21 protein-coding genes are annotated in these 24,413 nt (G+C 66.2%); 11 read left to right on the forward strand and 10 right to left on the reverse strand.

All coding sequences use genetic code 11. The features are described 5' to 3' along the window. Positions 1-55 precede the first annotated feature (55 nt). Positions 56-2,020 carry an acetate--CoA ligase gene (acs, locus tag AC3WUF_RS04320; protein WP_492422767.1) on the reverse strand — a complete coding sequence of 655 codons (1,965 nt, stop codon included), beginning with the start codon at positions 2,018-2,020 and terminating at the stop codon, positions 56-58. Between the two features lie 456 nt (positions 2,021-2,476). Here acs and AC3WUF_RS04325 point away from each other — a divergent pair, with 456 nt between their 5' ends. Together AC3WUF_RS04325 and AC3WUF_RS04330 are read left to right on the forward strand one after the other, a co-directional pair. After that, on the forward strand, positions 2,477-3,307 hold the full coding sequence (locus AC3WUF_RS04325) for a 23S rRNA (adenine(2030)-N(6))-methyltransferase RlmJ (protein ID WP_492422769.1): 831 nt from the start codon (positions 2,477-2,479) through the stop codon (positions 3,305-3,307). Beyond that, on the forward strand, positions 3,304-3,840 hold the full coding sequence (locus AC3WUF_RS04330; protein ID WP_492422771.1) for an NUDIX hydrolase: 537 nt from the start codon (positions 3,304-3,306) through the stop codon (positions 3,838-3,840). The genes AC3WUF_RS04325 and AC3WUF_RS04330 overlap by 4 nt, the downstream gene beginning before the upstream one ends. Here the strand turns inward: AC3WUF_RS04330 and AC3WUF_RS04335 are convergent. Together AC3WUF_RS04335 and AC3WUF_RS04340 are read right to left on the reverse strand one after the other, a co-directional pair. Continuing rightward, positions 3,837-4,487 (reverse strand): DUF2799 domain-containing protein, encoded by a 651-nt coding sequence (locus AC3WUF_RS04335; RefSeq protein WP_492422773.1) that lies wholly within the window; start codon positions 4,485-4,487, stop codon positions 3,837-3,839. The genes AC3WUF_RS04330 and AC3WUF_RS04335 overlap by 4 nt on opposite strands. Then, positions 4,484-5,362 (reverse strand): bile acid:sodium symporter family protein, encoded by an 879-nt coding sequence (locus tag AC3WUF_RS04340; RefSeq protein ID WP_492422775.1) that lies wholly within the window; start codon positions 5,360-5,362, stop codon positions 4,484-4,486. The genes AC3WUF_RS04335 and AC3WUF_RS04340 overlap by 4 nt, the downstream gene beginning before the upstream one ends. Before the next feature lie 266 nt (positions 5,363-5,628). On the opposite strand from AC3WUF_RS04340, the gene thiC reads away from it, so the two are divergent. Then, on the forward strand, positions 5,629-7,518 hold the full coding sequence (gene thiC / locus AC3WUF_RS04345) for a phosphomethylpyrimidine synthase ThiC (RefSeq protein ID WP_492422777.1): 1,890 nt from the start codon (positions 5,629-5,631) through the stop codon (positions 7,516-7,518). A 198-nt stretch (positions 7,519-7,716) separates the two neighbouring features. Further along, the gene (locus AC3WUF_RS04350; protein ID WP_492422779.1) at positions 7,717-10,020 is read left to right on the forward strand and encodes a thrombospondin type 3 repeat-containing protein; all 2,304 of its coding nucleotides are present in this window, start codon (positions 7,717-7,719) and stop codon (positions 10,018-10,020) included. A gap of 3 nt (positions 10,021-10,023) precedes the next feature. Here the strand turns inward: AC3WUF_RS04350 and AC3WUF_RS04355 are convergent, their stop codons facing one another. Then, a complete protein-coding gene (locus tag AC3WUF_RS04355) occupies positions 10,024-10,410 on the reverse strand; it encodes a DUF3592 domain-containing protein (protein WP_492422781.1) in 387 nt (128 codons plus the stop codon). Positions 10,411-10,583: 173 nt separating this feature from the next. Between AC3WUF_RS04355 and AC3WUF_RS04360 the strand changes: the two genes are divergently transcribed. Next, complete coding sequence (locus AC3WUF_RS04360) at positions 10,584-11,708, forward strand: mechanosensitive ion channel family protein (protein ID WP_492422783.1); 1,125 nt, start codon at positions 10,584-10,586, stop codon at positions 11,706-11,708. Here AC3WUF_RS04360 and AC3WUF_RS04365 read toward each other — a convergent pair. The 3 genes from AC3WUF_RS04365 to AC3WUF_RS04375 form a co-directional block, all read right to left on the reverse strand. Further along, a complete protein-coding gene (locus AC3WUF_RS04365) occupies positions 11,702-16,015 on the reverse strand; it encodes a DEAD/DEAH box helicase (protein ID WP_492423561.1) in 4,314 nt (1,437 codons plus the stop codon). The genes AC3WUF_RS04360 and AC3WUF_RS04365 overlap by 7 nt on opposite strands. Positions 16,016-16,094: 79 nt before the next feature. After that, entirely contained in the window at positions 16,095-16,559 is a 465-nt protein-coding gene (locus tag AC3WUF_RS04370) for a type II toxin-antitoxin system death-on-curing family toxin (protein WP_492422785.1), read from the reverse strand. A 7-nt stretch (positions 16,560-16,566) separates the two neighbouring features. Further along, entirely contained in the window at positions 16,567-16,791 is a 225-nt protein-coding gene (locus AC3WUF_RS04375) for an AbrB/MazE/SpoVT family DNA-binding domain-containing protein (protein WP_492422787.1), read from the reverse strand. 120 nt (positions 16,792-16,911) lie between these two features. On the opposite strand from AC3WUF_RS04375, the gene AC3WUF_RS04380 reads away from it, so the two are divergent. Beyond that, on the forward strand, positions 16,912-17,763 hold the full coding sequence (locus tag AC3WUF_RS04380) for an SDR family oxidoreductase (protein ID WP_492422789.1): 852 nt from the start codon (positions 16,912-16,914) through the stop codon (positions 17,761-17,763). A 110-nt stretch (positions 17,764-17,873) separates the two neighbouring features. Continuing rightward, positions 17,874-18,350, forward strand: a complete 477-nt coding sequence (locus tag AC3WUF_RS04385) for a topoisomerase DNA-binding C4 zinc finger domain-containing protein (protein ID WP_492422791.1) — start codon at positions 17,874-17,876, stop codon at positions 18,348-18,350. 30 nt (positions 18,351-18,380) lie between these two features. Here the strand turns inward: AC3WUF_RS04385 and AC3WUF_RS04390 are convergent, their stop codons facing one another. Continuing rightward, complete coding sequence (locus AC3WUF_RS04390; protein ID WP_492422793.1) at positions 18,381-18,863, reverse strand: YajQ family cyclic di-GMP-binding protein; 483 nt, start codon at positions 18,861-18,863, stop codon at positions 18,381-18,383. Positions 18,864-19,033: 170 nt separating this feature from the next. Between AC3WUF_RS04390 and AC3WUF_RS04395 the strand changes: the two genes are divergently transcribed. Next, positions 19,034-19,939: an alpha/beta fold hydrolase gene (locus AC3WUF_RS04395; protein WP_492422795.1), complete on the forward strand. Its 906-nt coding sequence runs from the start codon at positions 19,034-19,036 to the stop codon at positions 19,937-19,939. A 6-nt stretch (positions 19,940-19,945) separates the two neighbouring features. On the opposite strand, the gene AC3WUF_RS04400 is transcribed toward AC3WUF_RS04395, so the two are convergent. Further along, the gene (locus tag AC3WUF_RS04400) at positions 19,946-21,103 is read right to left on the reverse strand and encodes a PQQ-dependent sugar dehydrogenase (RefSeq protein WP_492422797.1); all 1,158 of its coding nucleotides are present in this window, start codon (positions 21,101-21,103) and stop codon (positions 19,946-19,948) included. A 103-nt stretch (positions 21,104-21,206) separates the two neighbouring features. Here AC3WUF_RS04400 and AC3WUF_RS04405 point away from each other — a divergent pair, with 103 nt between their 5' ends. From AC3WUF_RS04405 to AC3WUF_RS04415, 3 genes are read left to right on the forward strand one after another with little or no spacing between them, the layout of a single operon-like run. Then, a complete protein-coding gene (locus AC3WUF_RS04405; protein ID WP_492422799.1) occupies positions 21,207-21,611 on the forward strand; it encodes an MAPEG family protein in 405 nt (134 codons plus the stop codon). A 6-nt stretch (positions 21,612-21,617) separates the two neighbouring features. Then, the gene (locus AC3WUF_RS04410; protein WP_492422801.1) at positions 21,618-22,223 is read left to right on the forward strand and encodes a DUF938 domain-containing protein; all 606 of its coding nucleotides are present in this window, start codon (positions 21,618-21,620) and stop codon (positions 22,221-22,223) included. Beyond that, on the forward strand, positions 22,220-22,621 hold the full coding sequence (locus AC3WUF_RS04415; protein ID WP_492422803.1) for a YchJ family protein: 402 nt from the start codon (positions 22,220-22,222) through the stop codon (positions 22,619-22,621). Before AC3WUF_RS04410 ends, AC3WUF_RS04415 begins: the two co-directional genes overlap by 4 nt. A gap of 23 nt (positions 22,622-22,644) precedes the next feature. On the opposite strand, the gene AC3WUF_RS04420 is transcribed toward AC3WUF_RS04415, so the two are convergent. Then, positions 22,645-24,306 carry a hypothetical protein gene (locus tag AC3WUF_RS04420; RefSeq protein WP_492422805.1) on the reverse strand — a complete coding sequence of 554 codons (1,662 nt, stop codon included), beginning with the start codon at positions 24,304-24,306 and terminating at the stop codon, positions 22,645-22,647. Positions 24,307-24,413 lie beyond the last annotated feature (107 nt).

Below are 24,413 nucleotides of genomic sequence, written 5' to 3' on the forward strand. Positions count from 1 at the left end.
GCGCTGGTTTCGTGAAGCGATTCTGCTCAGGTCGTGCCGGACCGACAAGCGCGGATTAGGCCTTGCCCGCCAGCTGCGAAACGATCGCCGGATTCTCCAGCGTCGAGATGTCCTGCGTGATTTCCTCACCCTTGGCGATCGTGCGCAGCAGACGGCGCATGATCTTGCCGCTGCGGGTCTTCGGCAGGTTGTCTGCGAAGCGGATGTCGTCCGGCTTCGCAATCGCGCCGATCTGCTTGCCGACGTGATCGCGAAGTTCCTTCACCAGTGCATCGGCTTCGGCGCCGGTCGGGCGCTCGCCGCGGCAGATGACGAACGCGAACACGCTCTCGCCCTTGATGTCGTGCGGCCGGCCGACGACGGCGGCTTCGGCGATGCGCGGATGCGATACCAGCGCGCTTTCGACTTCCATCGTGCCGAGGCGGTGGCCGGAGACGTTCAGCACGTCGTCGACGCGCCCCATGATCCAGTAATAGCCGTCCTCGTCGCGATGGGTTGAATCGCCGGCGACATAGTACTTGCTGCCGAACTGTTCCCAGTACGTCTTGATGTAGCGCGCGTTGTCGTTCCAGATCGTGCGCAGCATCGACGGCCAGGGCTTCTTGATGACCAGATAGCCGCCCTGCTGGTTGCCGGTCACCAGCGCGCCCGATTCGTCGACGACATCGACCGCGATGCCAGGCAGCGGCTTGGTGCAAGAGCCGGGCTTGGTCGGCACCGCGCCGGGAATCGGCGCGATCATGATGCTACCGGTTTCGGTCTGCCACCAGGTATCGACGATCGGCAGCCGCTCGTTGCCGATGACGCGGTGGTACCACATCCAGGCTTCCGGATTGATCGGCTCGCCGACGCTGCCGAGCAGGCGCAGCTTCGACAGGTCGTATTTGCGCGGCCAATCCTCGCCGAGCTTCATCAGCGCGCGGATCGCGGTCGGCGCGGTGTAGAAGATCGTCACGCCGTGGGTTTCGCAGATCTTCCAGAAGCGGCCCGCATCGGGCACCGTCGGCGTGCCTTCGTACATCATCACCGTTGCGCCGGCCGACAGCGGGCCGTAGGCGACGTAGCTGTGGCCGGTGATCCAGCCGACGTCGGCGGTGCACCAGAACACATCGTCGTCGCGCAGATCGAAGACCCACTGCGTGCTCACCGTCGCACCGAGCAGATAACCGGCGCTGGAATGCTGGATGCCCTTGGGTTTGCCGGTGGAGCCCGACGTGTAGAGCAGAAACAGCGGATGTTCGGCGTCGACCCAGACCGGATCGCAGCGCTCGCTCTGGTCGGCGAGCAGCTCGTGCCACCAGCGGACGCGGTTGCCCACAAACGGAATGTCGTGTCCGGTGCGCTTCAGGACGATCACGTGCTCGATGCTGGCGCAGCCCATGGCAAGGGCTTCGTCGGCGGCCTGCTTGAGTTCGACGATCGTGCCGCCGCGATGGCCGCCGTCGGCGGTGATCAGCAGCTTCGCGCCGGCGTCTTCGATGCGATCCTTCAGCGAACTCGCCGAGAAGCCGCCGAACACGACCGAATGAATCGCGCCGATGCGCGCGCAGGCCTGCATCGCAATCACCGCTTCCGGCACCATCGGCATGTAGATGACGACGCGATCGCCGGTCTCGATGCCCAGCGACTTCAGGCCATTGGCCAGCTTGCAGACTTCGGCGTGCAGCTGTTTGTAGGTGTAGGTGCGGACATCGCCGCGCTCGCCCTCGAAGCGGATCGCGATCTTGTTGCCGCGCTCGCCGAGGTGGCGGTCCAGGCAGTTGGCCGAGACATTCAGACGCCCGTCGGCGAACCAGCGATAGTTTGGCGCCTGGCTGTCGTCGAGCACCTGCTTGAACGGCGTCTGCCAACCCAGGTTTGCGCGCGCCTGATCGGCCCAGAAGCCGTTGTGATCGGCCGCTGCCGCCTGGTTCAGGGCTTCGAGGCGTTCAGCATTCAGCCGCGCCCGGGTGACGAAGTCCGGCTTGGGCTCGAACACGCGGGTCTCGGTGAGAATGGACTGAATCTGCTCGTTGCTCATCGCGGCCTCCTCGGGCTCTGGTCTGGCGTCTCTGGCAAAGCCAGGGGGCGGTCCTTATGGCATGCCTGAGGCGCTGACGTCCAGACCACGAAACGGGTAGTCCGGGCATCGGCGTGCGGCGCGGCAGCGTGACGATTATTTGCCCATTCCGCGCGGCGGACGTCCGCAAAACACCGACCGGGTCCGCGCCTGAGGGGCTGCTCATTTTCCGTGCCCGCAGCAGCGGCAAAGCCGTTTTTCAGGCTGTTACGTAGGGGATTTTGTGAGCGGATCGCTGCCCCGGGCAAGCTTTCCTGCGCACACGTCTCGAAAAATACCAGCCCGTGATGTAACAATATGTGCAGTCCGGTCGCTTTCCCTCCCTTAGGCCGGACAGTATTCGACCGCGGCCGCGCGTTCCTTCATTGGAGCAGCTCACCGCGGTCTTTTTTTTGCGGCTCAGCGGATAATGCTTCGGTGCACTACCAACATCGCTATCACGCCGGCAATTTCGCCGATGTCTTCAAGCACATCCTGCTGGTCAGCCTGCTCGATGCGCTGAGCGCCAAGCCGGCGGCCTGGTGCTATCTCGAAACCCATGGCGGCGCCGGAGACTACGATCTCAGCGACGCCGCCGCGCAGCGCACCGGCGAAGCCCAGGCCGGCATTGCCAGGCTCTGGGCGGCACGGCCGCCGGCCCTTGAGCGCTACCTGGCGCTGATTGCGCGCAACAATCCGGGCGATGCGCTGCGTCACTACCCCGGTTCCCCGTTGCTGGCCCTGAGCATGGCGCGCGAGCAGGATCGCCTGATCGTCTGCGAGAAGGTGCCGGCCATCGCGGCCGAACTGCGGGCCACGGTCGGTGACGATGCGCGGGTCGCGATCCACCAGCGCGACGGCTACGAGGCGGCCGCCCTGCTGCCGCCGCGCGAGAAGCGCGGCCTCGTTCTGGTCGATCCGCCGTTCGAGCGCCCGGACGAGTTCGAGGCGGTGTCCGACTTCGTGCAGGCCGCGCTCAAGCGTTTCAGCAACGGCACCTACGCGATCTGGTACCCGCACAAGCAGCGTTACCAGACCGATCGCTGGCTGCGCCGCATGCGCTCGGTGCTGACGCAGGAGGCGATGGACCTGCAGATCGACACCGGCGCGCCCAGCGAGGGCCAGATGCACGCCTGCGGCCTGCTGGTGGTCAATCCGCCTTACGCATTCACCCAGGCGGCGCCTGGCCTGCTGGCGGCAGCGCTGCCGTTGCTGACCCAGGGCAAGACCGCGAAGATCAGTCACGAACTCTGGACCCGACCGGCATGAGCGACACGGTTCGCGAGCTGCACAACGGCCAATTCCTGCGCCTGCTGCGCAACGCCCACTGGGAATACGTCGCCCGCGTCAACAGCCGCGCCGCGGCGTTCGTGCTGGCGGTGACCGATGACGACGAGCTGCTGCTGGTCGAGCAATACCGGATTCCGCTGCAGCGGCGCACGATCGAATTGCCGGCCGGACTGATCGGCGACGAAGCCGGCTTCGAGGACGAGTCCATCGAGCACAGTGCGATTCGCGAACTCGAGGAAGAAACCGGTTACCGCGGTGCGCGCGCCGAGATCCTGCTGAGCGGTCCGGTCGCCGCCGGCCTGACCAGCGAAGTGCTGTATCTGATCCGCGTCAGCGGGCTGACGCGTGTGCACGACGGCGGTGGCGTCGAGGGAGAGGACATCACCGTGCATCGGGTGCCTCTGGCGCGGATCGATGCGTGGCTCGCCGAACAGGCGCAGCGCGGCATCATGGTCGAGCCGCGCATCTACACCGCGCTGTACTTCGTGCTGCGCGGTTTTCCAAAAGCCTAGTTGCGCCGGATCGGCTCCAGCGGCGCGACGTCATAGCTCGCGCTGTAGTCCGCATCGCGGCGCTCGAGTTCGCGCCGGGCATTCGCATAATCGGCATTCAGCTGGTTGAAGTCGCGCTCCAGCTGGAAGCGTTCGTCGCGGCTGATCAGCTCGGGGCGCTTGGCCGGCTTGTGGCCGCCGCGCACCGCGTCGATGTACTCCTGCGCACGGCGGTCGTCTTCCGCGAGCCGCGAGCTGATATTGCCCAGCTCGCTGTCGATGCTGTCCAGGCGGCTGCGCAGTGCGCCGACGCGCTTGCCGTCCTCATAAGCCGGGCGGAATTTTGCGTCGAGCTTCGGCGGGCAGACATCCGCATAGCCCTGGTTGTCGCGGCCGACGATGTAGCCGTTGGCCGCGGTGCAATACAACGTCTGGCCCTCGGTGTAGCCGATCTGCCAGGCCGTTGTGTCCGGCGCGATGCCGTACTCGGCACAGGCCTTCTGATGCTCGGCGATGCGCGGACTCGCATACCCCTTGAGCCCGTCGACATAGCCCAGCTGGCGCCAGTTGCCGGCGCGGCAGTCGGACTCATTGAGCGTCGCGCAGCCTGCGCAGGCGACGGCGATCAGCGAAGCGGCAAGCAGGCGGGTTCTGCGCATTGGGTTCATGCCGTTGTCGTGGGACGGGCGCGGCGGCTGACCCACCAGCCGAACAGCGCCGCGGTGAAGAACATGAACAGGCTGTAGATCGCTGCGGGAATCGCCATCGTCGGGTTGTTCAGCATCATCGGCGACAGGGCGATGGCGATCGCCAGCGTGCCGTTGTGAATGCCGATCTCCATGCCGATCGCGATGGACTGGCGTTCGTCGAGCTTGAGCAGGCGCGGCACCCAGTAGCCGGTGCCCAGGCTCGCGAGATTGAAGACCAGGCAGGCGGCGCCGACGAGTGCGAAGTAGGCGCCGATGTTCTCGCGGTCGTTGCTGAAGACCAGGCCGACGATCGCGACGAGGAAGATGATCGACAGCCATTTCACCGGCTTGAGCAGGCGCTGCGTGAGCGCGTTGGCCTTGGCGTTGAGCAGCATGCCGATCGCGACCGGGCCGAGCACGATCGTGAACAGCTGCAGCACCTTGCTGAACTGCAGCGGGATCACCTGGCCTTCGCCCATGAAATGCAGCATCGACAGGTTGACGATGATCGGCAGCGTGATGATCGCCAGCACCGAGTTGATCGCGGTGAGCGTGATGTTCAGCGCCACGTCGCCGTTCGACAGATGGCTGTAGAGATTCGCGGTCACGCCGCCGGGCGAGGCGGCGAGCAGCATCAGGCCCACGGCGAGTGCCGGCTCGAGGCCGAAGGCATGGGCGACGCCGACGCAGACCAGCGGCAGCAGCACGACCTGGCAGCCCAGGCCCACCAGCACGGCGCGCGGATAGACCAGCACGCGGGTGAAGTCGCCGACGCGCAGCGTCAGGCCCAGGCCGAACATGATGAAACCCAGGGCAAGGGGCAGAAACGCGGTGGTGAGCAGGCCTGCGGTCATCGGGGCTGGGTGTCCGTGCGAAATGCGGTGGGGCAACTGGCGCTCGGATACTGCCTGAAACTTGACCGGCGATGCACTGTGAATGTGCGCCAAGCCATCGCGTCTGCGGGGCGTTACACTAGCCGCCACAAGCCGGGGGTGCCCACGCGGGATGCGGGCTGAGATCAAACCCTTGGAACCTGGCCACCACCGTGGCGAGGGAAGGCTTAAAGCCAGGGGCCTTGCCGCTGGCGTGAGCGCTCCCCCGTCGCCTGCTGAGATTCGACATGAGCGCAGTTGCCGATACGATTTTCTCCAAGGCCGAAGAACTGTCGGCCGATGTCCGCCGGCCGTTCCCGGGCAGCCGCAAGATCTACGTGGAAGGCGCGCAGGGCGTGCGCGTGCCGATGCGCGAGATCTCGCTGACCGCGACGCGCTCGGCCAACGGCCTCGAGCCCAATGCGCCGGTCACGGTCTACGACACCTCGGGTCCGTATACCGATCCGAACGTGCAGATCGACCTCGTCGCCGGTCTCGCGCCGGTGCGCGCCGAGTGGATCGAAGCCCGCGGCGATACCGAACAGCTCAAGGGGCCGAGCTCGATCTTCGGTCGCATCCGCGCCGCCGACGATACGACGCGCGCGCTGCGCTTCGAGCACATCCGCGCGCCGCGCAAGGCCAAGGCCGGCGCCAACGTCAGCCAGATGCACTACGCCCGCCAGGGCATTGTCACGCCGGAGATGGAGTACATCGCGGTGCGCGAGAACGCGCGTCTGCAGGAACTGCGCGCCGAGTACGAGAAGGCCGGCTACCTGCGCCGCATGCATCGCGGCGAAGCCTTCGGCGCGCGCCTGCCCAAGGAGATCACCGCCGAGTTCGTGCGCCAGGAAGTCGCCGAAGGCCGCGCGATCATCCCGGCCAACATCAACCATCCGGAGCTGGAGCCGATGATCATCGGCCGCAACTTCCGCGTGAAGATCAACGCCAACATCGGCAACTCGGCGGTGACGTCGAGCATCGCCGAGGAAGTCGAGAAGATGGTCTGGTCGACGCGCTGGGGCGGCGACACGGTGATGGACCTGTCGACCGGCAAGAACATTCACGAAACGCGCGAGTGGATCCTGCGCAACTCGCCGGTGCCGATCGGCACGGTGCCGATCTACCAGGCGCTGGAGAAGGTCAACGGCAAGGCCGAGGAGCTGACCTGGGAGCTGTTCCGCGACACGCTGATCGAACAGGCCGAGCAGGGCGTCGACTACTTCACGATCCACGCCGGCGTGCTGCTGCGCTACATCCCCTGGACCGCCGAGCGCGTCACCGGCATCGTCTCGCGCGGCGGCTCGATCATGGCCAAGTGGTGCCTCGCGCATCACCAGGAGAATTTCCTCTACACGCATTTCGAGGAAATCTGCGAAATCATGAAGGCCTATGACGTGTCGTTCTCGCTCGGCGACGGCCTGCGTCCCGGCTGCATCGCCGACGCCAACGACGATGCGCAGTTCGGTGAGCTGCACACGCTCGGCGAGCTGACCAAGATCGCCTGGAAGCACGACGTGCAGGTCATGATCGAAGGCCCCGGCCACGTGCCGATGCAGATGATCAAGGAGAACATGGACGAGCAGCTCAAGCATTGCTTCGAGGCGCCGTTCTACACGCTCGGACCGCTGACGACCGATATCGCGCCGGGCTATGACCACATCACCTCGGGCATCGGCGCCGCCAACATCGGCTGGTACGGCTGCGCGATGCTCTGCTACGTCACGCCCAAGGAGCATCTCGGCCTGCCGGACAAGGACGACGTGCGCGAAGGCATCATCACCTACAAGATCGCCGCACATGCCGCGGATCTGGCCAAAGGCCATCCCGGCGCGCAGGTGCGCGACAACGCGCTGTCGAAGGCACGCTTCGAGTTCCGCTGGGAAGACCAGTTCAACCTCGGCCTCGACCCGGAAAAGGCGCGCGAATTCCATGACGAGACGCTGCCGCAGGAAGGCGCCAAGCAGGCGCATTTCTGCTCGATGTGCGGTCCGCACTTCTGCTCGATGAAGATCACCCAGGACGTCCGCGACTACGCGGCCAAGGTCGGCGCCGACGAGCAGGCGGCGCTCGCCAAGGGCATGGCCGAGAAATCGGCGGAGTTCGTCCGCGCCGGCGCCGAGATCTATCGCAACGACTGATCAGGGCTGCCGAAATGACGCCGGCCTCGACAGCCGGCGTCATGCACCAGCTTGGTGCTTGCCGGCGTGCCATAACGCCCCTGCGGTAGCGGCGGGCTGTTCCGCGGGCCTAGAGTGTTGCGCACCACAACGCACAGCGCGCGCTTAGGGGTTGGTACGCTGCTTGCGGGGTAATGCGCACGTTCCGGGGGGAATACCATGCTGGGCTTCGATCATCTGCTGGCACATCGCCAGCTGCGAACATTCCTGCTGATTGCGCTGATGCTGCCGACCGGTGCGGCACAGGCGGTCTGCTCGCTAGGGACCGGCAACAATCTGGTCGTCGACAACTGGGAAGGCACCGCTCCCGGCGGCGAAGGCGACACGCCGGGCGCCAGCACGGCCAGGAACGTCGCGCTGCCCCTCGAATGCACGGCGACCTCCCTGGTGTTTCGCATCGGCTGGAACAACGCCGACGCCGATCTGGGTCTACGCGTGACGCTGCCGGATGGCACGGTGCGCACGGCAGACAGCGAAGGCGCGGCGGGGACGTTCGAGACCTTGACCGTCAGCAACGCCGTTCCCGGGACCTATCAGGTTGTTGCGACCAATCCCGGCGGCTTCACCGTCGAGTACAGCGGCAGTGCCCGCGCGAACATCGCCGTCGTCGTGAAGCCGCCGTACGACGGCATTCCTTCCGCCCCGCTGCAGCCGCGCGTCGTCGTCGCGGACATCGACTCGGCCATCAATCCGTATCACGCGGCGTTCTATACCGGCGGCCCGATCTACGGCGGCAATGTGCCGTCTTCGGTCACCAAGGAAGTCCTGGAGGCGCTCGGAGTGCCGCCGGAGAACGTCGTCACGCTGACGCGCACCGGCAATCTGACGGCCGATCTCGCCGCCGATGCCGAGTTCTGGAACCGCGTCGAGCCGGGCGAGCTGTATTACTTCAAGGGCACCAACATCATTGCGACGTCGTTTGTCGGCGCGGGCTTCGAGACGCTCAAGCCGGGCGTCGCAAAGTCGGCGCACGGGCTCGGCACTTCGGCTGCCGTGCTGGCAGCCAACCCGGACGCGATCCTGCTGTTCGTCGAAACCGAAGGCGCGCTCGGCAACGACGAGGCGCATGACTTCGCGTTCCTCAATCCGCAGGTCGACATCATCACGACCAGCTACGGCGTCTCGATCCCGCTTGTCGGAATTCCGCTGCCGGAGACGCGGGCCTTCGCCGATACCTACGAGGCGGTCGTCCAGTTGGGCAAGCTGCATTTCAGCTCCGCGGGCAATGGCCCGGGTCTCGCGCCGGCACGTGCGGGCGCCGGTCCCTGGTGGAGCATCGGCGTCAGCGGCATCGAGGAAGGTTCGTCGGAAGGCGACACGCTGCTGTCCGGCCTGTTCCCGGATTTCGTGTCCGACTATACGCAGACACTGCCGTACTGCATGGATTGCGAGAGCGGCGTCGACGAGTTCGTCGCAGGCACCAGCTTCTCGACGCCGCGTGCGGCCGGTGTCGCGTCCAGAGTGCTGCTGCGTGCGCGTCAGCTGGTCAAGCATGTCGGCGGCATCAAGACGGTTGCCGGCGTGCCGCTGATGGTGCAGGGCAAGGGCTACAGCATTTCGAATTGGTTCCTGCGCCGCGCGCTCGAGCAGGCCGCGTGGATTCCCGGCATTGAAGAATACGATCCGATCGAAGGCGTGTTCGATGTTGTCGGCCTGCCGATCAATCCGCTGGTGCCCTGGCTGCAGATCGCGTGGGGCGATCTGACCGGGCTCGAAGAGAAGGAAGTCGTCAACAAGGCGCTCGGCCATCTCAACATGGGCACGGTGCTCAATGCGAAAGGACTGGGCTACTGCGAATTCCAGAGCCTGATCATCCAGGAGCGCAAGCTGTACTGGGATACGCTCGCGCCGATCCTGCCGGACCTGTTCGGCGGTGCGGCGACCGGCGCGACGCCGGACGGCGATCCGTTCATCTATTGCGCATCGCTGCTGCCATATCCTGCATCCAACGATCCGGGTGGCCGGCCGGTCGATACGGACGGCGACGGCGTCGTCAATCCGCTCGACAACTGTCCGACGATTGCCAATCCGACGCAGCAGGACAGCGACAATGACGGCATCGGCAATGCCTGCGAATCGCTGCCGACCGCAACCCCGACACCGACCGCGACACCCACGCCGAGCAGCACGCCGACGGCCAGTCCGAGTGCCACGCCGACACCGACCGCGACGGGCAGTGCAACGCCAACGCCAGTGCCGACCGTCGGTCCTTCTGCAGTGCCGACGCCTTACGTGACGAACTGGCCGACCGCGACGCCGATGCCGACGATGACGCCTGGCGCAACGCCGGGTAATCCAACGTCGACCCCGGTAGCGACCGCTACACCGACGACGAGTCCGACCGCGACGCCGTTGGCGACGGCAAATTCCGGTTCCGAAGAAGACAAGGGTGGCGGCGCGCTGAGCTGGTTGATGCTGCTGGCCTTCAGCGGCCTGGCAACACTGCGGCGTTCGCTGCGCTAGGGATTAGTCGTCCCAGCGGCGCCGCATGTTGCCGCGACGTGCGCGCGCCGCGCTGATCGCTTCGCCGATGCGCTCGCGCGTCTCGACGATGCGCGGGTCGGCAGGCAGGTAGACCATATCGAGCAGCGCGCCTTCCTGCGCGCTGTCGAACTCGCTCTGACTGACCACTACGCTGCGCTGGTGCATGCCCTTGTCGGACTCGTACTCATAAATCAGCGTGTAAGTCGTCTGACCCTTCCGCGTCAGCATGTTTTTTGCGCAAAGGCGTCCGGTTGTCGGTTGGCCTGCGCGCTCGAGGCGCAGCAGCTGGTTGCCGCGGCGCAGGCCTAGCCAGAAGAAGAGGCCGGCGGCGCCCGCGATCAGGATCAGGATGCTCAGAATTCCATTCATTTTGTTCTCGTGGCGCTTTGCAATATCAGCCGGTCGCGCCGCTGCATTCTAAGCGGGAACCGGCGGTTCATTCGGCTGTCAGGCAGCAGCGGTTAAAAAGACAGCCCTCGCGCCGGCTTCATTTCGTTGCTCCGCCTTGCCGGCATCGCCCGTACTGCTCTTCGGGAATGCGCATGAATCTGCAGACACCGTTATTGGAAAATCCCCTGTCCGACTGGATGACCGCGCTTGCGGTTGCGTTGGCCATCAATCTGATCGTCGCGCTCGTCAAAAGCCTGGCCCTGGCCCGTCTGTCGAAGCTGGCGCAGCGCACGAGCAACAGCCTCGACGACGCACTGGTCGAGGTCGTGCGCAGCACGCGCCAGATTCTCGTCCTCGGCGTCAGCCTGTTCGTCGGCACGCGCTATCTGGACCTGCCCGATCCGGCCGCGACCTGGCTCAAGTACGTCGCCGGCGCGGCAGCATTGCTGCAGGTCGGCCTGTGGGCCAGCAAGGCCATGGACTTCTGGCTTGGCCGTTATCGCAAGCGCAGCGAGCAGCATGACATCGGCGCGACGACCAGCCTTGCCGCGCTCGGCTTCATCGCGCATGTGCTGCTGTGGTCGATCCTGCTGCTGGTCGCGCTCGACAATCTCGGCATCGACGTCACGGCATTGGTCGCCGGCCTGGGCATCGGCGGCATCGCGGTCGCGCTCGCTGTGCAGAACATCCTCGGCGACCTGTTCGCCAGCCTGTCGATCGTCATCGACAAGCCCTTCGTCATCGGCGATTTCGTCATTGTCGACGACTACATGGGTAGCGTCGAACATGTCGGTCTGAAGACCACGCGCATCCGCAGCCTCGGCGGCGAGCAGATCGTGTTTTCCAATAGCGACTTGCTGAAGGCGCGGCTGCGCAACTACAAGCGCATGTACGAGCGGCGCAATGTGTTCGCGTTCGGCCTGACGTATCAGACCAGCGCCGAGCAGATCGAGCAGGTGCTGAAGCTGGTGAAGAAGATCATCGAGGACCAGCCGATGACGCGCTTCGATCGCGTCCACTTCGCGAAATTTGGCGAGTCCTCGCTGGATTTCGAAGTCGTGTTCTGGATGACCGATCCGGATTTCAACAAATACATGGACACGCAGCAGGCGATCAATCTGGCGATGCTGCGTGGTTTTGCCGAGATCGGGGTCGGCTTCGCGTTCCCGACGCGCTCGCTGTTCGTGGAATCACCGCTGGCTCTGGAGCGCGTCGCGCAGCAAGAACGCCAGGAACGGCCCGAGCCGCGTTCGAATCGTCCGCCGCTGACTCAGTAGCGCGGCCGCTGTCCGGCGCCGCGGCCGGGCATGCGCAGCGGCGGGCTGATGCTCTCGCCGTCGGTTTCGAACGCGCCGCTGCCGCGCAGCAGGCGATTGCGCCATTGCCACTGCGTCGCGCTATCGGTCTCGATCAGCGTTCGCACTTCGCCGCCGACGAGGCTGGCGACCGGGACGCCACCGCGCAACAGCAGGCGATGTCCGGGCATGGCCGGCACGCGCTCGCCGGGCAGGATGACCCCGGTGAGATTCAAGGGATCGCAGCCGGCGATCACGATCAGGGCCTGATCGCGGTCCTCGCGATGCCTGGTCAGTGCATTGGCGGCATCGAGCAGCGCGAATTGCTCGCCGGCAAAGCCGCTGACAAAACGTCCGCCGCGAATCTCGCCACGCGCTTCAAGTCGGCGCAGGCAATAGTGCAGTTCGCGCCACGGCGGCAGGCGCGCCTCACGCTCGATCAGGCCGCGGAACAGCACGCCATAACGCTGCAGCAGCGTCCAGGCAACAGCCTCGACGTGGACGTCGTCGGAAGCCGGTGCGGTCTTGCGACGTGCATGCACCAGCGACCAGCGGCCGGCACTTTCAAGATTCTGGAACGCTGCGCGAACGCCGCCGCGGCGCAGGCTGCGTGCCTTGAGTTCGGCGGGTGCGACCAGCGCGCGCAGGCCTGCAAAGCCATCCGCCGTGATCAGGCCATGGCTGACGAGTTCGCCGAGTGCCGATTCGACCTGGCTGCGCAGCACGCCGCTGTCGGCGACGAGTTCAACGAAGAATGAAGCACCATGCTCGCGCAGCACTTCGAGTACGGCGACCGCCGCCGCGCTCAGCTCCGCCGTCTGATCCGGCTCCGACTGCCAGTGCACGGCCTGTTCGCGCAGCAGCAGCATGATCGGCGTCGCGCGCACCGGGGCGGCCTTGCGGCCGTCGCTGCTCGTGCCCGGCAGACGCTGCCAGAGCACGCGACCGCTCGCGCACAGCTGATCCAGCCAAGCGGGGTCGTAAGCGCGCAGACGCGCCGGCAGCACATCGGCCTCCCAGGCGGCGGCGGCAATCGCGCAGCCCTGCAGCTGCGCCAGCACGGCCTCGAGTGCAACCGGACCTTCGCGCAGGCTGCCGCTGCTCAGCCCCTGCCAATCCAGCAGGAAGCGCATGAAAGCCGCCGGCGACACCGGCTCGAAGCCGGCGCGGCGCGTGTCGCGGGTCAGGCGATGAATGCGTGCCAGGCGGCGGCGCTCGCACCATTCGGCGGCGCCGGCTTGCGAGAAGCTGCCGCGCATGACGTAGCCCTGCGCTTCCAGCGCCAGCAGGGCTTGAGAGATCGCGGCGACATCGATGCCCAGGGGCTCGGCGAGTTCGCGCTCGGTCGTCGGGCCGATCAGTTCGAGGCGGCTGCGCATCAGCTCGCGCAGCGCGATATCGAGATCGACGTCGGCCCCCAGCGCCGGTGCGTCGCCGATCACTTCGGCATGCGGCAATACCGCGCGCAGTTCGCGCAGGCGTTCGGCGGCGACCCACAGCGTCGCGGCCGGAGTCTGCAATTGCGCGATACGCCGCGCGGCAAGCAGCGTCGGCAGCATTGGCGCCCACGGCCCGATTTCGGTCGCGGTGAGAAAGCCGTAGACGACCAGCGCATCGTGCAGCTCGTCGGCGTTGGCCGGGTCGGGCTGCATCTCCTGCTGCACGCGGCGGATCGCATCGGCGTCGAGACGGCCGAGATCGCCGGCGGTCTGCGGCTCGAAGACGCCGCGCGTCTTCACCGCGAGCGTGCGGCGCTCCTCGGCGGCGCCATCGTCGAGGAAGGCGTAGGGACGCGCGTTGAGGATCGCTTCCGACAATGGGGAGGGTGCGGTCAGATCGCGGCAGACAATCGTCACTTCGCCGGATTCGATGCGGCGCAGCTGCGTCAGCAGTCCTTCGGCGTCCATCACCTCATGCAGGCAGTCGTCGAGCGCCTGATGGACCAGCGGATGGTCCGGCACGTCGCGATGGCCGGGCAGGTTGTCCTGGCAGGCGACGGCGTCGGGGAAGGCATGCGTCAGCAGGTCTTCGGCATCCGAGCGCTGGAACTGCGGCGGTACGCGCTTGCCGTTGCGATTGCGCGAGATCGCAAGCGCCACCGATGCAGCCCAGCGCCAGCGCGTCGGGAACATCGGCGCCTGCAGGATCGCCTGCACCAGCACGTCCAGTGCGGTGTTGGAGTGCAGGTAGTGTGTGACTTCTTCGAGCGGGAAGCTGTGCGTGGGGCCCAACGACAGCACCAGGGAATCGTCGAGCGCTGCCGCCTGCAATTCGAAGTTGAATTGCTTGCAGAAGCGCTTGCGCAGCGCCAGGCCCCAGGCGCGCATCACGCGCGAACCCAGCGGCGCGTGAATCACCAGATGCGTGTCGCCGACTTCGTCGAAGAAGCGCTCGAACACGAAGCGTTCGCGGGTCGGCAGCAGACCGAGCGCCGCCTTTGCCGCAGCCAGATAGTTGGCCAGCTGCAGTGCGGCGACCGCGTCCAGGCCGTAGTCGTTCTGCAGCCAGCGCTGGCAGTCTTCGACCGTGCCGCCGGTAAGCAGTGCATCCGCATCCGCGCGCAATCGCGAGACGGCAACCGACAATTCATTGCTGCGTCCGGGCGATTCGCCGAGCCAGAACGGCAGGCTCGGCGGCTGCCCCTTGGCATCCTCGACGATCACGCGGCCGGTCTCGACCTTGAGGATGCGATACGAGGTATTGCCGAGCTGGACGATGTCGCCCGGCAGGCTCTCGAACGCGAAGTCTTCGTTGAGCGTGCCGACGCGCAGATCCTCGGGCGCGAGCACCACATCGGAATCGAACTGATCCGGAATCGTGCCGGCGTTGGTGACCGCCACCAGCTTCGAGCCGCGGCGGCCGCGGATGCGCCGGTTGACCGCGTCGTAATGCAGCAGCGCGCCGCGGCGTCCGCGCTTGGTGCTGTAGCCGTCGGCGAGCATCTGCACCAGCTCGGTGAAGCGTTCCAGCGTCAGGCTGCGATAGGGCAGGGTGTGTGCGACCCGCGCATGCAGATCTTCCAGCGCCCAATCCTGGCAGGCGGTTTCAGCGACGATGTGCTGGGCGAGCACGTCGAGCGGCGCCTGCGGGATATGGATGTGATCGAGCTCGCCGCGATTCGCGCAGTCGATCAGCGCGGCGCTCTCGGCGAGATCGTCCATCGACAACGGGAACAACCGGCCTTTTGGAATCGCGCGTACGGCGTGACCGGCGCGGCCGACGCGCTGCAGGAAGGCATTGATCGAGCGTGGCGAACCGATCTGGCAGACCAGGTCGATGTCGCCGATATCGATGCCGAGTTCCAGCGAGGCGGTGGCGACGAGCGCCTTGAGCTGACCGGACTTCAGGCGCTGCTCGGCACGCAGGCGATGCTCGCGGGCGAGGCTGCCGTGATGCGCGGTGACGTGTTCCTCGCCGATGCGCTCGGCCAGATGACGTGCGATGCGCTCGGCCATGCGGCGCTGGTTGACGAAGATCAGTGTCGTGCGATGCTGATCGATCAGCTCCGCCAGGCGGTCGTAGATTTCGCCCCAGACTTCATTGGCCATCACCGCGCTGAGCGCGGAGCGTGGCATTTCCAGCGCGATATCGCGCTGGCGCCGATGGCCGGCATCGACGATCGTGCAGCTGCGCGAGGCATCGCCCATCAACAGCTCGGCCATCGTCGTGATCGGCTTCTGCGTCGCCGACAGGCCGATGCGGATCGGCGGCCGTTCGCACAGCGCGTCGAGCCGCTCCAGCGACAGCGCCAGATGCGCGCCGCGCTTGCTGCCGGCCACCGCATGCAGTTCGTCGACGATGACGGTGCGCGTGGTCTTCAGCATCGCGCGGCCGGAATCCGAGGTCAGCAGGATGAACAGCGATTCCGGTGTCGTGACGAGGATGTGCGGCGGCGAGCGGCGCATCCGTGTGCGCTCGAACGTGCTGGTGTCGCCGGTGCGCACCGCGTCGCGGATCGCCAGCTCTCCGAGGCCCATCGCCCTCACGCGCGCGCAGATGCCGGCCAGCGGCGCCTGCAGATTCTTCTGGATGTCGTTCGACAGCGCCTTGAGCGGCGACACGTAGAGCACGTGAACGTCGTCGGACAGTCCGCGCTCGACGCCTTCGACAACAAGGTCGTTGATCGCCGCGAGAAATGCGGCGAGTGTCTTGCCCGAACCGGTCGGGGCGGTGATCAAGGCGTTCTGGTGCCGCGCGGTAGCCTGCCAGGCCTGTTGCTGCACCGGCGTCGGCGCGCCGAAGGTGTCGGTGAACCAGCCCGCCACCGCAGGGTGAAACAGCCCCGCCATCGGGCCGTCGGCGATGGGTTTTGCGTCGATCAGGGGCAGGATCTGCTGCATATATAACCAGCTTACCGCCAGCGCCTGACTATTTCCTGGCTTTTGTTGTTTTTGCGGAAGTTTTGGCTGAATAGCCAGGGCGCCGTTCCTGAACACCGCTGCCCTGCAGGTCGAGCTTGAGGCGGGAGCGCAGCCAGGTGGCGAATTCGATCTCGCTCAAGGCGCCGTCGGCCAAGCCAAGAATGACTGGATAAATCTCCTCATCGCTGGCTTCAAGCGATGCACCATTCAGCTCGATGAAGGTTTCGCAGCTGACGATCGCAGTGCGCTTGTTGCCGTCGACGAAAGCATGATTCTTGGCAATCCCATGCGCCAGACTGGCGGCCAGATCTGCGAGATCGGCCGGCGGTTCGCCGTAGGCATAACGTTGCTGCGGGCGCGCCAGCGCAGACTCGAGCAGACCATCGTCGCGCAGGCCGCTGCTGCCGCCATGCTCGGCGATTTGCCGGTCATGCAGCATCAGAACCAGGGCTTTTTCGATCCAGACGATCATCGTCGTTTCAGCTGTCCGCCAGCTTGTGGAGCAGATTGCGACGCTTGCGCATCACCCGCTCCGCAACCTCCATCTGCGCAGCCAGCAGCGGATCGTGCGGCATCAGCTTGATGCCATCCGGCGTCTCGGCGACGTACAGCGTGTCGCCTTTCTCGACGCGCAGACGTGCGAGCAGCTCCTTGGGCAGCAACACGCCGGCCGAGTTGCCGACGGCAATGATCTTGAGTTCCATCACGGCGCTCCAATCGATTTATAACTAATGTTATAACTACTCCGATCTCCTGTCGACAGCGCAGGCCTGCAAAGAAGTAAGCGCTAAGCTGTCCGCCTTCGATTTCTGGCGGGGATTTTCATGAAAGCTGCTGTCGTCACCGGCGTTTCGACCGGCATTGGATACGCCATCTCTGTCGCGTTGGCCGCGCAGGGGTTCCATGTGTTCGGCAGCGTTCGCAAGCCGGCGGATGCCGATGCCCTCAAGGCCCGCCTCGGCGCCGCATTGACCCCACTCGTGTTCGACGTGACCGACGAGGCGGCGGTCCACTCGGCCGCGGCGCAGGTCGGTGCCGCGCTCAAGGGCCAGCGTCTCGCAGGCCTGGTCAACAACGCCGGTATCGCCGTCGGCGGGCCGTTGACGCATGTGCCGATTGCCGAGTTCCGCAAGCAGCTGGAGGTCAACATCACCGGGCCGATGATCGTCATGCAGGCGTTCCTGCCGCTGCTGGGCACGGATGACAGCCTGAGCGGGACGCCGGGCCGCATCGTCAACATCACCTCGGTCGCCGGCAAGATGGGCGCGCCCTTCGTCGGCCCGTACGTGGCTTCGAAACATGCGCTCGAAGGCCTTTCGGAAAGCCTGCGCCGCGAGCTGATGTTCTACGGCATCGATGTCGTCATGGTCGCGCCGGGGCATGTCGCAACGCCGATCTGGGACAAGGCCGAGCAGGTCGATTCGACGCCCTACCAACATCTGCCGATCTTTCCGGCAATGCAGAAATTCATGGACTTTTTCCTCGTCGAAGGCCGCAAGGGATTTCCACCCGAGCGCGTCGCCGGCGTCGTGCTCGAGGCGCTGACCGCGGCGAAGCCGAAGGTGCGCTATCCAGTGGTGCCCGGGCATCTCAAGAACTGGACGATTCCGCGTCTGCTGCCGACCCGTGTGGTCGACAAGGTGCTGGCTGCGCAACTGGGCTTGAAGCGCCGATAGCCGGCAGAGGGCAGGCGCCGGAGTGTCGCTCAGCGGCACGGCACTCTGGCACTATTGCCCGCAAGGGGCTCGTCCGCTGCGCGGACCGGCCGGATCAGCTGGAGACAACGGTGGCACGAGGACAGGGGCAGGGCGCCCTGAGCGGTGTGGCGATACAGGCAGCGGCGCTGCCTTGGTGGGCGGCGCTGGCGCTGGCCGCGGGCGCGTACTTTGGCTTGCATGCACTCGCTGCAATGAATATCGCGCCGAGCGAGCAACCCACCGCTGCGGACTACATCAAGACGCTGGCGACTGCGCTGCAGTTCCTGCTGCCCTTGCTGTTTGTGGCGCTCGCGGGCCTGTCGGCCTATGGCCGCGGGCTCAAGAAGCGCGCAGCGGCTGCCGAGTCGCAGCCTGCGCAGGCGTCAGCGGTAAAGGCGCGTCCACGGCCACCGCCGCAGCGGGCCGGCACCTCGACCTACATGGCTTGTCCGAAGTGCGGCAGCATGATGTACGTGCGGCGCGCCGCTGACGATAGCCCCGATGCGGGCAAACCCTACTGGGGCTGCAGCCGTTACCCGCTGTGCAAGGAGACACTCGAGGTTTGAGTGCCGGGGCGCCAAGCCCCAATCGTTTGCCTAGTCCCTGAAGTTCTCGAACTGCAGCGGTACATCGAACTCGGTCTTGCGCAGCAGGGCGATCGTGTCCTGCAGATCGTCGCGCTTCTTGCCGCTCACCTTCAGCTTGTCGCCGTGGATCTGCGCCTCGACCTTGAGCTTGGCCTCCTTGATCTTGGCGACGACCTTCTTGCCCAGTGCCTGCTCGATGCCCTGCTTGACGGTGATCTTCTGGCGCGCCTGCGAAAGGTTCACTTCCGGCTCGCCAATATCCAGACAGCGCAGATCGATGTGCCGCGCCGCGAGTCGCGGACGCAGGATGTCGAGCATCTGCTGCAACTGGAAGTCGTTCGGCGCGGTCATCGTGATGACGAAATCATCCAGCGCAAAGCTGGCGTCGCTGCCGCGAAAGTCGAAGCGATTGGTCAGCTCGCGCTTGGCCTGATCCACCGCGTTGGTCAGCTCGTGCTTGTCGACTTCGGAAACGATATCGAAGGAAGGCATGTCTTTGAGTCCCGGAAAGGCTGTTGATGAGGCTTGTCATAAATCTTAACCGGCTGTCACATTCATCACAGCGTCAGCGCCTCGGAAAAATCGAGGTGACTAAAATTTTCAGCGCCTGCTAGTGTCGCGGTTCGTTCACAAAAATTTCACGAATCCGACATTCGACTGCAATGAATCCAAGCTGGTCCGCCGGCAGCGCCTGCGTCAATGGCCTGCAACTGAGTTACGAAATGGCTGGGCCGGAGCAGGGCGAACCCTTGTTGCTGGTCATGGGCCTGGGCGGGCAATTGATTCATTGGCCGGAAGCGCTCTGCGGCCAACTGCTTGCCAACGGCTTCCGCGTGATCCGTTTCGACAACCGCGACGCCGGTCTGTCGGCAGAAGTCGACCGCGGTCTGCCGGTGCGCCTGGCCGGAGACTGGCTGCGCTCGCGCATGGGCCGCCCCTCGCAGCCGAACTACAGCCTGCATGACATGGCCGACGACGCCGTCGGGCTGCTCGATGCGCTGAGCATCCCGCGCGCGCATCTGGTCGGCGCTTCGATGGGGGGCATGATTGCGCAGATCGTCGCGGCGCGGTATCCGCAGCGCGTGCTGAGCCTGAACTCCATCATGTCGAGCACCAATCATCCGAAGCTGCCGCCGGCACGTTTTGATGTGCTGTGGCGCATGGCGGCTATCGGCTCGCGGGCGAAGACGCGCGAGCAGGTCATCCGCCGTTCGACGGCAATGCTCAACCGGGTCGGCAGTCCCGGATTTCCGACGCCGATCGAATACCGTCGCCGTCTTGCCGGTGTTTCCTACGATCGCGCCTTCCGTCCGCGCGGGGTGCTGCGTCAGACCCAGGCCATTTTTTCCACCGGCAGCTTCGAAGATCTGCTGCCGCAGATTCGCGTGCCGACCCAGATCGTCCACGGCCTTGCCGATCCGCTGCTGCGCCCGGCTTGCGGCCAGCGCAGCGCGCAGCTGATCCGCAATGCGCGGCTCGAGCTGATTGCCGGCATGGGCCACGACTTCGCGCCCAGCCTGATGCCGCGCTGGGCTTCGCTGATCAGCGCAAACGCCGCTCGCGCCTGAATGCGTTCAGGGTGACGGCACGATCTTGTAGATCTTGCCGTCGAAGGCCGTGATGTAGAGCTCGCCGTTCGCGTCTTCGCCAAACGACGACGGCCGGCCCGGCACCGTGCCGAGTTCAATGACGGCGACCGCATCGCCGTCGCGACGCAGCGCCCAGACCTCGCGGCTGCAGAAGTCGGCGAACACATAGCGCCCGACCAGATCCGGAATCGCCGAGCCGCGATAGACGTAGCCGCCGGTGATGCTGCAGCGGCCGCCGGCGTGATCGTATTCGTAGAGCGGCGCAATCGCGTCGGCCGGAACCGGATCGCCGTTGTTATAGACCTGCGTTCCCTCGTACTTGCGCCAGCCGTAGTTGCCGCCGGCTTCGCCGAGATCGATCTCCTCGATCTCACCCTGGCCGACGTCGGCAATCCAAAGCTCGCCGGTCGAGCGATCGAAGCTGTTGCGGAACGGATTGCGCAGCCCATAGGCCCAGATCTCGCCGCGCTGTCCGGCGCTGTTGGCAAACGGATTGCTGGAAGGGATGCCGCCGTTGGTATCGATGCGCAGAATCTTGCCGAACAGGCTGTCGAGATTCTGCGCGTTGTTGTCCGGATCGCCGCTGCCGCCGCCATCGCCGCTGGCGATGTACAGCAGGCCGTCGCGACCGAAGCCAAGCCAGCCGCCGTTGTGATTGTCGGCCGGCTGATCGAACTCGAGCAGCTTCGTCTCGGTGGCCAGAGCGCCGCCGGCGCCGGGGCTGAATCGCGCAATCAATGTCGCATCGCTGTTGCCGCTCGCCTGCGCGGCATTGATCGTACGGTTGATGTACAGGCGGCCATTGCTGGCATATCCCGGATCGAAGGCCAGGCCCAGCAAACCCTGCTCGCCGCCGTCGGCCTCGGTGCGCGAGCGCAAGTCGAGGACCAGCGTCGGCGTCGCGGTTTGCGCATTGTTGCGGAAGCGGAACAGCTGCCCGGCGCGAGTCGCGACCCAGACATTGTCGCTGTCGCCGGGGGCGCTGGCGAAGATCAGCGGCTCGTCGAAACTCAGCTCAGGAAAGGCGTCGACAATCGCGACCGTCGGATCGGGTGGCGGTGTCGTGTCGCCGCCGCCGTTGCTGCCGCCGCAAGCGACGACAAGCAGCGCCAATGCCGGACCGACTGATTTCCAGATCTGCATGAACCACTCCGCTGAGACTGGCCGTCGCGTCGGCCCGGAAGCGCGGATTGTCAGCAGCGGTGGCTCAACGTAGGCTGAACCGACACCACCGGGGGAGCTGACCATGTTCATCACACCGCTGTATGCCGGCCTGCTGGCCATCCTGTTTCTCGCGCTCAGCGTGCGGGTCGTGCAGCAGCGTGGCCATGGCGTGAGCCTTGGACACGGCGAAGACGTCGCGCTGCTGCGGCGCATTCGCGGGCACGGCAATTTCGCCGAGTACGTGCCGTTCATCCTGCTGATGATGGCTTTGCTCGAAGTCGGCGGCGCGACGCCGGTCTGGATGCTGCATGCGCTGGGCGTCACGCTGGTGGTGGCGCGCGTGCTGCACGGCATCGCGCTGTCCTACACCGAGAAATGGAAGTTCGGCCGCTTCTACGGCACCCTACTGACGTTCATTCTCGTGCTGGTGCTCGGCCTGCTGTGCCTGTGGCGCGGTGTCGCCGGGCTGGCGTTTACGCTGGGGTAGGGCGCTGTGGCCGACAAGCCGTTTTCGCCGTCCTGCGAGCGCAATCGCGAGCCGATCCTCGAGGTGTTGCGCCTCCAGCTCGCGGCTTGTCGGCGCGTGCTCGAACTCGGTAGCGGCACCGGACAGCATGCGGTGCATTTCGCCGAGGCTTTGCCGCATCTGTGCTGGCAGTCTTCGGACCGGGCGGCGAATCTGCCCGGCATCCGGATGTGGCTGGACGAGGCGCGGCTGCCGAATACACCGGCGCCGCTGACCTTGGACGTCAGCGCGGACGCCTGGCCAGAGGACCGCTACGACGCAGTGTTCTGCGCCAACTCGATCCACATCATGAGCTGGTCCGAAGTCGAGCAGATGTTCCGTGGGCTGGATGCGGTGCTGGCCGACGGCAGCCGCCTGATCCTGTACGGGCCGTTCAAGTACGGCGGCCGGCACACCAGCGAAAGCAACGTGAAGTTCGACGAATGGTTGCTCAGCCAGGGGCCGCATATGGCGGTGCGCGACTTCGAGGCAGTCGATGCACTCGCGCGAGGGATCGGCCTGCAGCTGATCGAGGACTACGCGATGCCCGCCAACAATCGCTGCCTGGTCTGGCAGCGCGGATCGGGCCGATGAAGGTGAAGGCGCTGGTCGACGCCTGTGCTTGCGAGTCCGGGCTGGAATACGCAGGTTGCTGCGGGCCGTATCACGCCGGCGCGCTGGCGCCGACGCCGGAGGCGCTGATGCGTTCGCGGTACTGCGCCTACGTGCAGCGGCTGGCCCTGTATCTGCTCGTGACCTGGCATCCGAGCCGGCGGCCGCCGGTCGAGGAACTTGATCTGGATCCTGCGACGAAATGGCTGGGACTCAAGATCCTGCGGGCCGAGCCAGGCAGCGAAGATGCGGGCATCGTCGAATTCGTGGCGCGTTACAGGATCGGTGGCGGCAGCGCGGTGCGCCTGCACGAGGTCAGCCGCTTCGTTCGCGAGAACGGCGCGTGGTTCTACCTTGACGGCGAGCACCGAGACGGCTGACCTTGGCTCGCGGCCACACCGCCTCAGAAGCTTTCGGCAAGATCGCAGGCCGCGCGTTCGCCGAGCCGGCAGCTTGCTTGAGCCTCGTTGCGCGCCTCGACGAGCGCGCCGGTGGCCGCCAGCAGCTGCGCACGTTTGTAATGGCCGAACTGATAGCCCGGCTGCTGCGCGAGAACCGCTTCCCACAGGTGCAGTGCTTCGCCGTAGCTGCGCCGGCTGATCAGGATGTCGTCGAGCAGCGCTGTGGCCCCGCTGTGGCCCGGGACGAGCGTCAGCGCGGCGCGCGCATCGGCCTCCTGCTGGACGGCGAACGGCGCACCGAGCTTTGCGTAGACCATCGCGCGGTGCCAGAGCGCGTCCGCCCGCGCCGCTGGCGGCGCGGCTTCGCGCTCAAGCTGTGCCAGGGCCTGATCGAGGCGCTGGCCGGCCATCGGCAGGTTGCCCTCGGCGTAGTCGGCCTTGGCCTGTGCGAGCAGGTCGCCGCCGCTTTCCGCCGGCAGGCGCAGTTGATAACTCAGTTGCAGCGCCGTGCCCGCTATCTCCGGCGCTGTCGCGGCCGGCGTCGGTCCCGGATCGGCGGCAATACGATCGTCTTCGGCCACGCTGGTGGCGGCGACCGAGACGAGCCAGGGATACCCCAAGGCGCCCGGCGCGATGCGCGCGTGCAGGCGCGCGCGGGCAATCGGCGTTGACTGCCACTGCGCTTCGCTGACCTGGGTCGACAGCGCATGCGGAGCGCCGAACAGGCCGCGGCGCTGCAAGGCGGTGCTCGACCAGCGCAGGGTCGGCGACTGCGGGCCGGACAGCTTGACGCTGCCAGTCACCGCGACCACCGCGTCGCGTGCCGCAGCGGCGTCGCCGCCGTTGCGGACGAGATTGAAGGCGATGGCTGCTGGCGCGGCGGCAATTCCGCTGGCGAGCAGCGCGGCCGGCAGCAGTCGCGCGCTGTCTGGATGGCCGCGCAGCCAGAGCAGCGCCGGGGCCAGTGCGCCTAGCCCCCACAGCGGGGCCAGCTTCAATGCATCGAACACCAGCGCCTGCAGGTCCAGCGGCGCGTAGCGGTCGAGAAAGACCACGCAGGCGCCGATGGCGGCGAGCGGTAGCAGCACGCCACCGATGAGCAAGCTCATACGACGTAGCTGCCATAGCGGCGTCATTGGCGTCAGCGCGCCGATGATGCTCATCGGCTGGCGCGCCAGCGCCGCGAGCAGTTCGGCGCGCTCCTGCATTGTGCGCTGCAGCGTCTCGGCATCGCCGCTGGCTTCGAAGCATGCGCTCAGCTCGCCGTCCTCGAAACGCAGCGCGCAGGCCCCTGCGTCGAACAGCGCCAGGATCGCATCGCGCATCGCCGGCTCGCGCAGCAAGAGCGTCGCCAGTTCCCGGTAATTGCAACTCACCAGCGCGCGGCGATCGAAGGCGGCATCCCCGCTGCCGGTTGCGCGGGCGAGGCCGCAGCGCTGCCCCAGACGGTCGAGCCGGCTTGGGCGGCGAATCTGCAGCGCCGGCAGGCGCGCGATCGGGGTCGAGAAAACGAGTTGCGGCGTACTGTGCCGTGGCGGCGTGCTGACCCGCACGGCGACGCTGCGATCAGCGAAATCCAGCGTCCGCGGCGCCCAGCGCCGAGCGCCGGCCCGTTCCAGGCCAGCGCGCAGCGCCCGTGCGCGCGGCAGCAGGAACAGCAGCATGGCCGCGCCAAACAACGCGGTCAGAACGGCAAGGCCGGCAATGCTGGCGGTGAGATCGCTCGTACAGCCCCCGTGAGCGGTTGGCAGGGCCTGCGAGGCCCCCAGGG

It is taken from the genome of Fontimonas sp. FW305-C-3, from assembly GCF_058783185.1.

Coding starts and splice junctions, on each gene's coding strand:
- AC3WUF_RS04370 (WP_492422785.1), bottom strand. CDS start 16,559: ATGATCGTCTGGATCGAAAAAGCCCTGGTTCTGATGCTGCATGACCGG.
- AC3WUF_RS04395 (WP_492422795.1), top strand. CDS start 19,034: ATGAATCCAAGCTGGTCCGCCGGCAGCGCCTGCGTCAATGGCCTGCAA.
- AC3WUF_RS04375 (WP_492422787.1), bottom strand. CDS start 16,791: ATGGAACTCAAGATCATTGCCGTCGGCAACTCGGCCGGCGTGTTGCTG.
- AC3WUF_RS04405 (WP_492422799.1), top strand. CDS start 21,207: ATGTTCATCACACCGCTGTATGCCGGCCTGCTGGCCATCCTGTTTCTC.
- AC3WUF_RS04340 (WP_492422775.1), bottom strand. CDS start 5,362: ATGACCGCAGGCCTGCTCACCACCGCGTTTCTGCCCCTTGCCCTGGGT.
- AC3WUF_RS04360 (WP_492422783.1), top strand. CDS start 10,584: ATGAATCTGCAGACACCGTTATTGGAAAATCCCCTGTCCGACTGGATG.
- AC3WUF_RS04335 (WP_492422773.1), bottom strand. CDS start 4,487: ATGAACCCAATGCGCAGAACCCGCCTGCTTGCCGCTTCGCTGATCGCC.
- AC3WUF_RS04330 (WP_492422771.1), top strand. CDS start 3,304: ATGAGCGACACGGTTCGCGAGCTGCACAACGGCCAATTCCTGCGCCTG.
- AC3WUF_RS04400 (WP_492422797.1), bottom strand. CDS start 21,103: ATGCAGATCTGGAAATCAGTCGGTCCGGCATTGGCGCTGCTTGTCGTC.
- AC3WUF_RS04380 (WP_492422789.1), top strand. CDS start 16,912: ATGAAAGCTGCTGTCGTCACCGGCGTTTCGACCGGCATTGGATACGCC.
- AC3WUF_RS04350 (WP_492422779.1), top strand. CDS start 7,717: ATGCTGGGCTTCGATCATCTGCTGGCACATCGCCAGCTGCGAACATTC.
- AC3WUF_RS04420 (WP_492422805.1), bottom strand. CDS start 24,306: ATGCTGCTGTTCCTGCTGCCGCGCGCACGGGCGCTGCGCGCTGGCCTG.
- AC3WUF_RS04415 (WP_492422803.1), top strand. CDS start 22,220: ATGAAGGTGAAGGCGCTGGTCGACGCCTGTGCTTGCGAGTCCGGGCTG.
- thiC (WP_492422777.1), top strand. CDS start 5,629: ATGAGCGCAGTTGCCGATACGATTTTCTCCAAGGCCGAAGAACTGTCG.
- AC3WUF_RS04355 (WP_492422781.1), bottom strand. CDS start 10,410: ATGAATGGAATTCTGAGCATCCTGATCCTGATCGCGGGCGCCGCCGGC.
- AC3WUF_RS04390 (WP_492422793.1), bottom strand. CDS start 18,863: ATGCCTTCCTTCGATATCGTTTCCGAAGTCGACAAGCACGAGCTGACC.
- acs (WP_492422767.1), bottom strand. CDS start 2,020: ATGAGCAACGAGCAGATTCAGTCCATTCTCACCGAGACCCGCGTGTTC.
- AC3WUF_RS04365 (WP_492423561.1), bottom strand. CDS start 16,015: ATGGCGGGGCTGTTTCACCCTGCGGTGGCGGGCTGGTTCACCGACACC.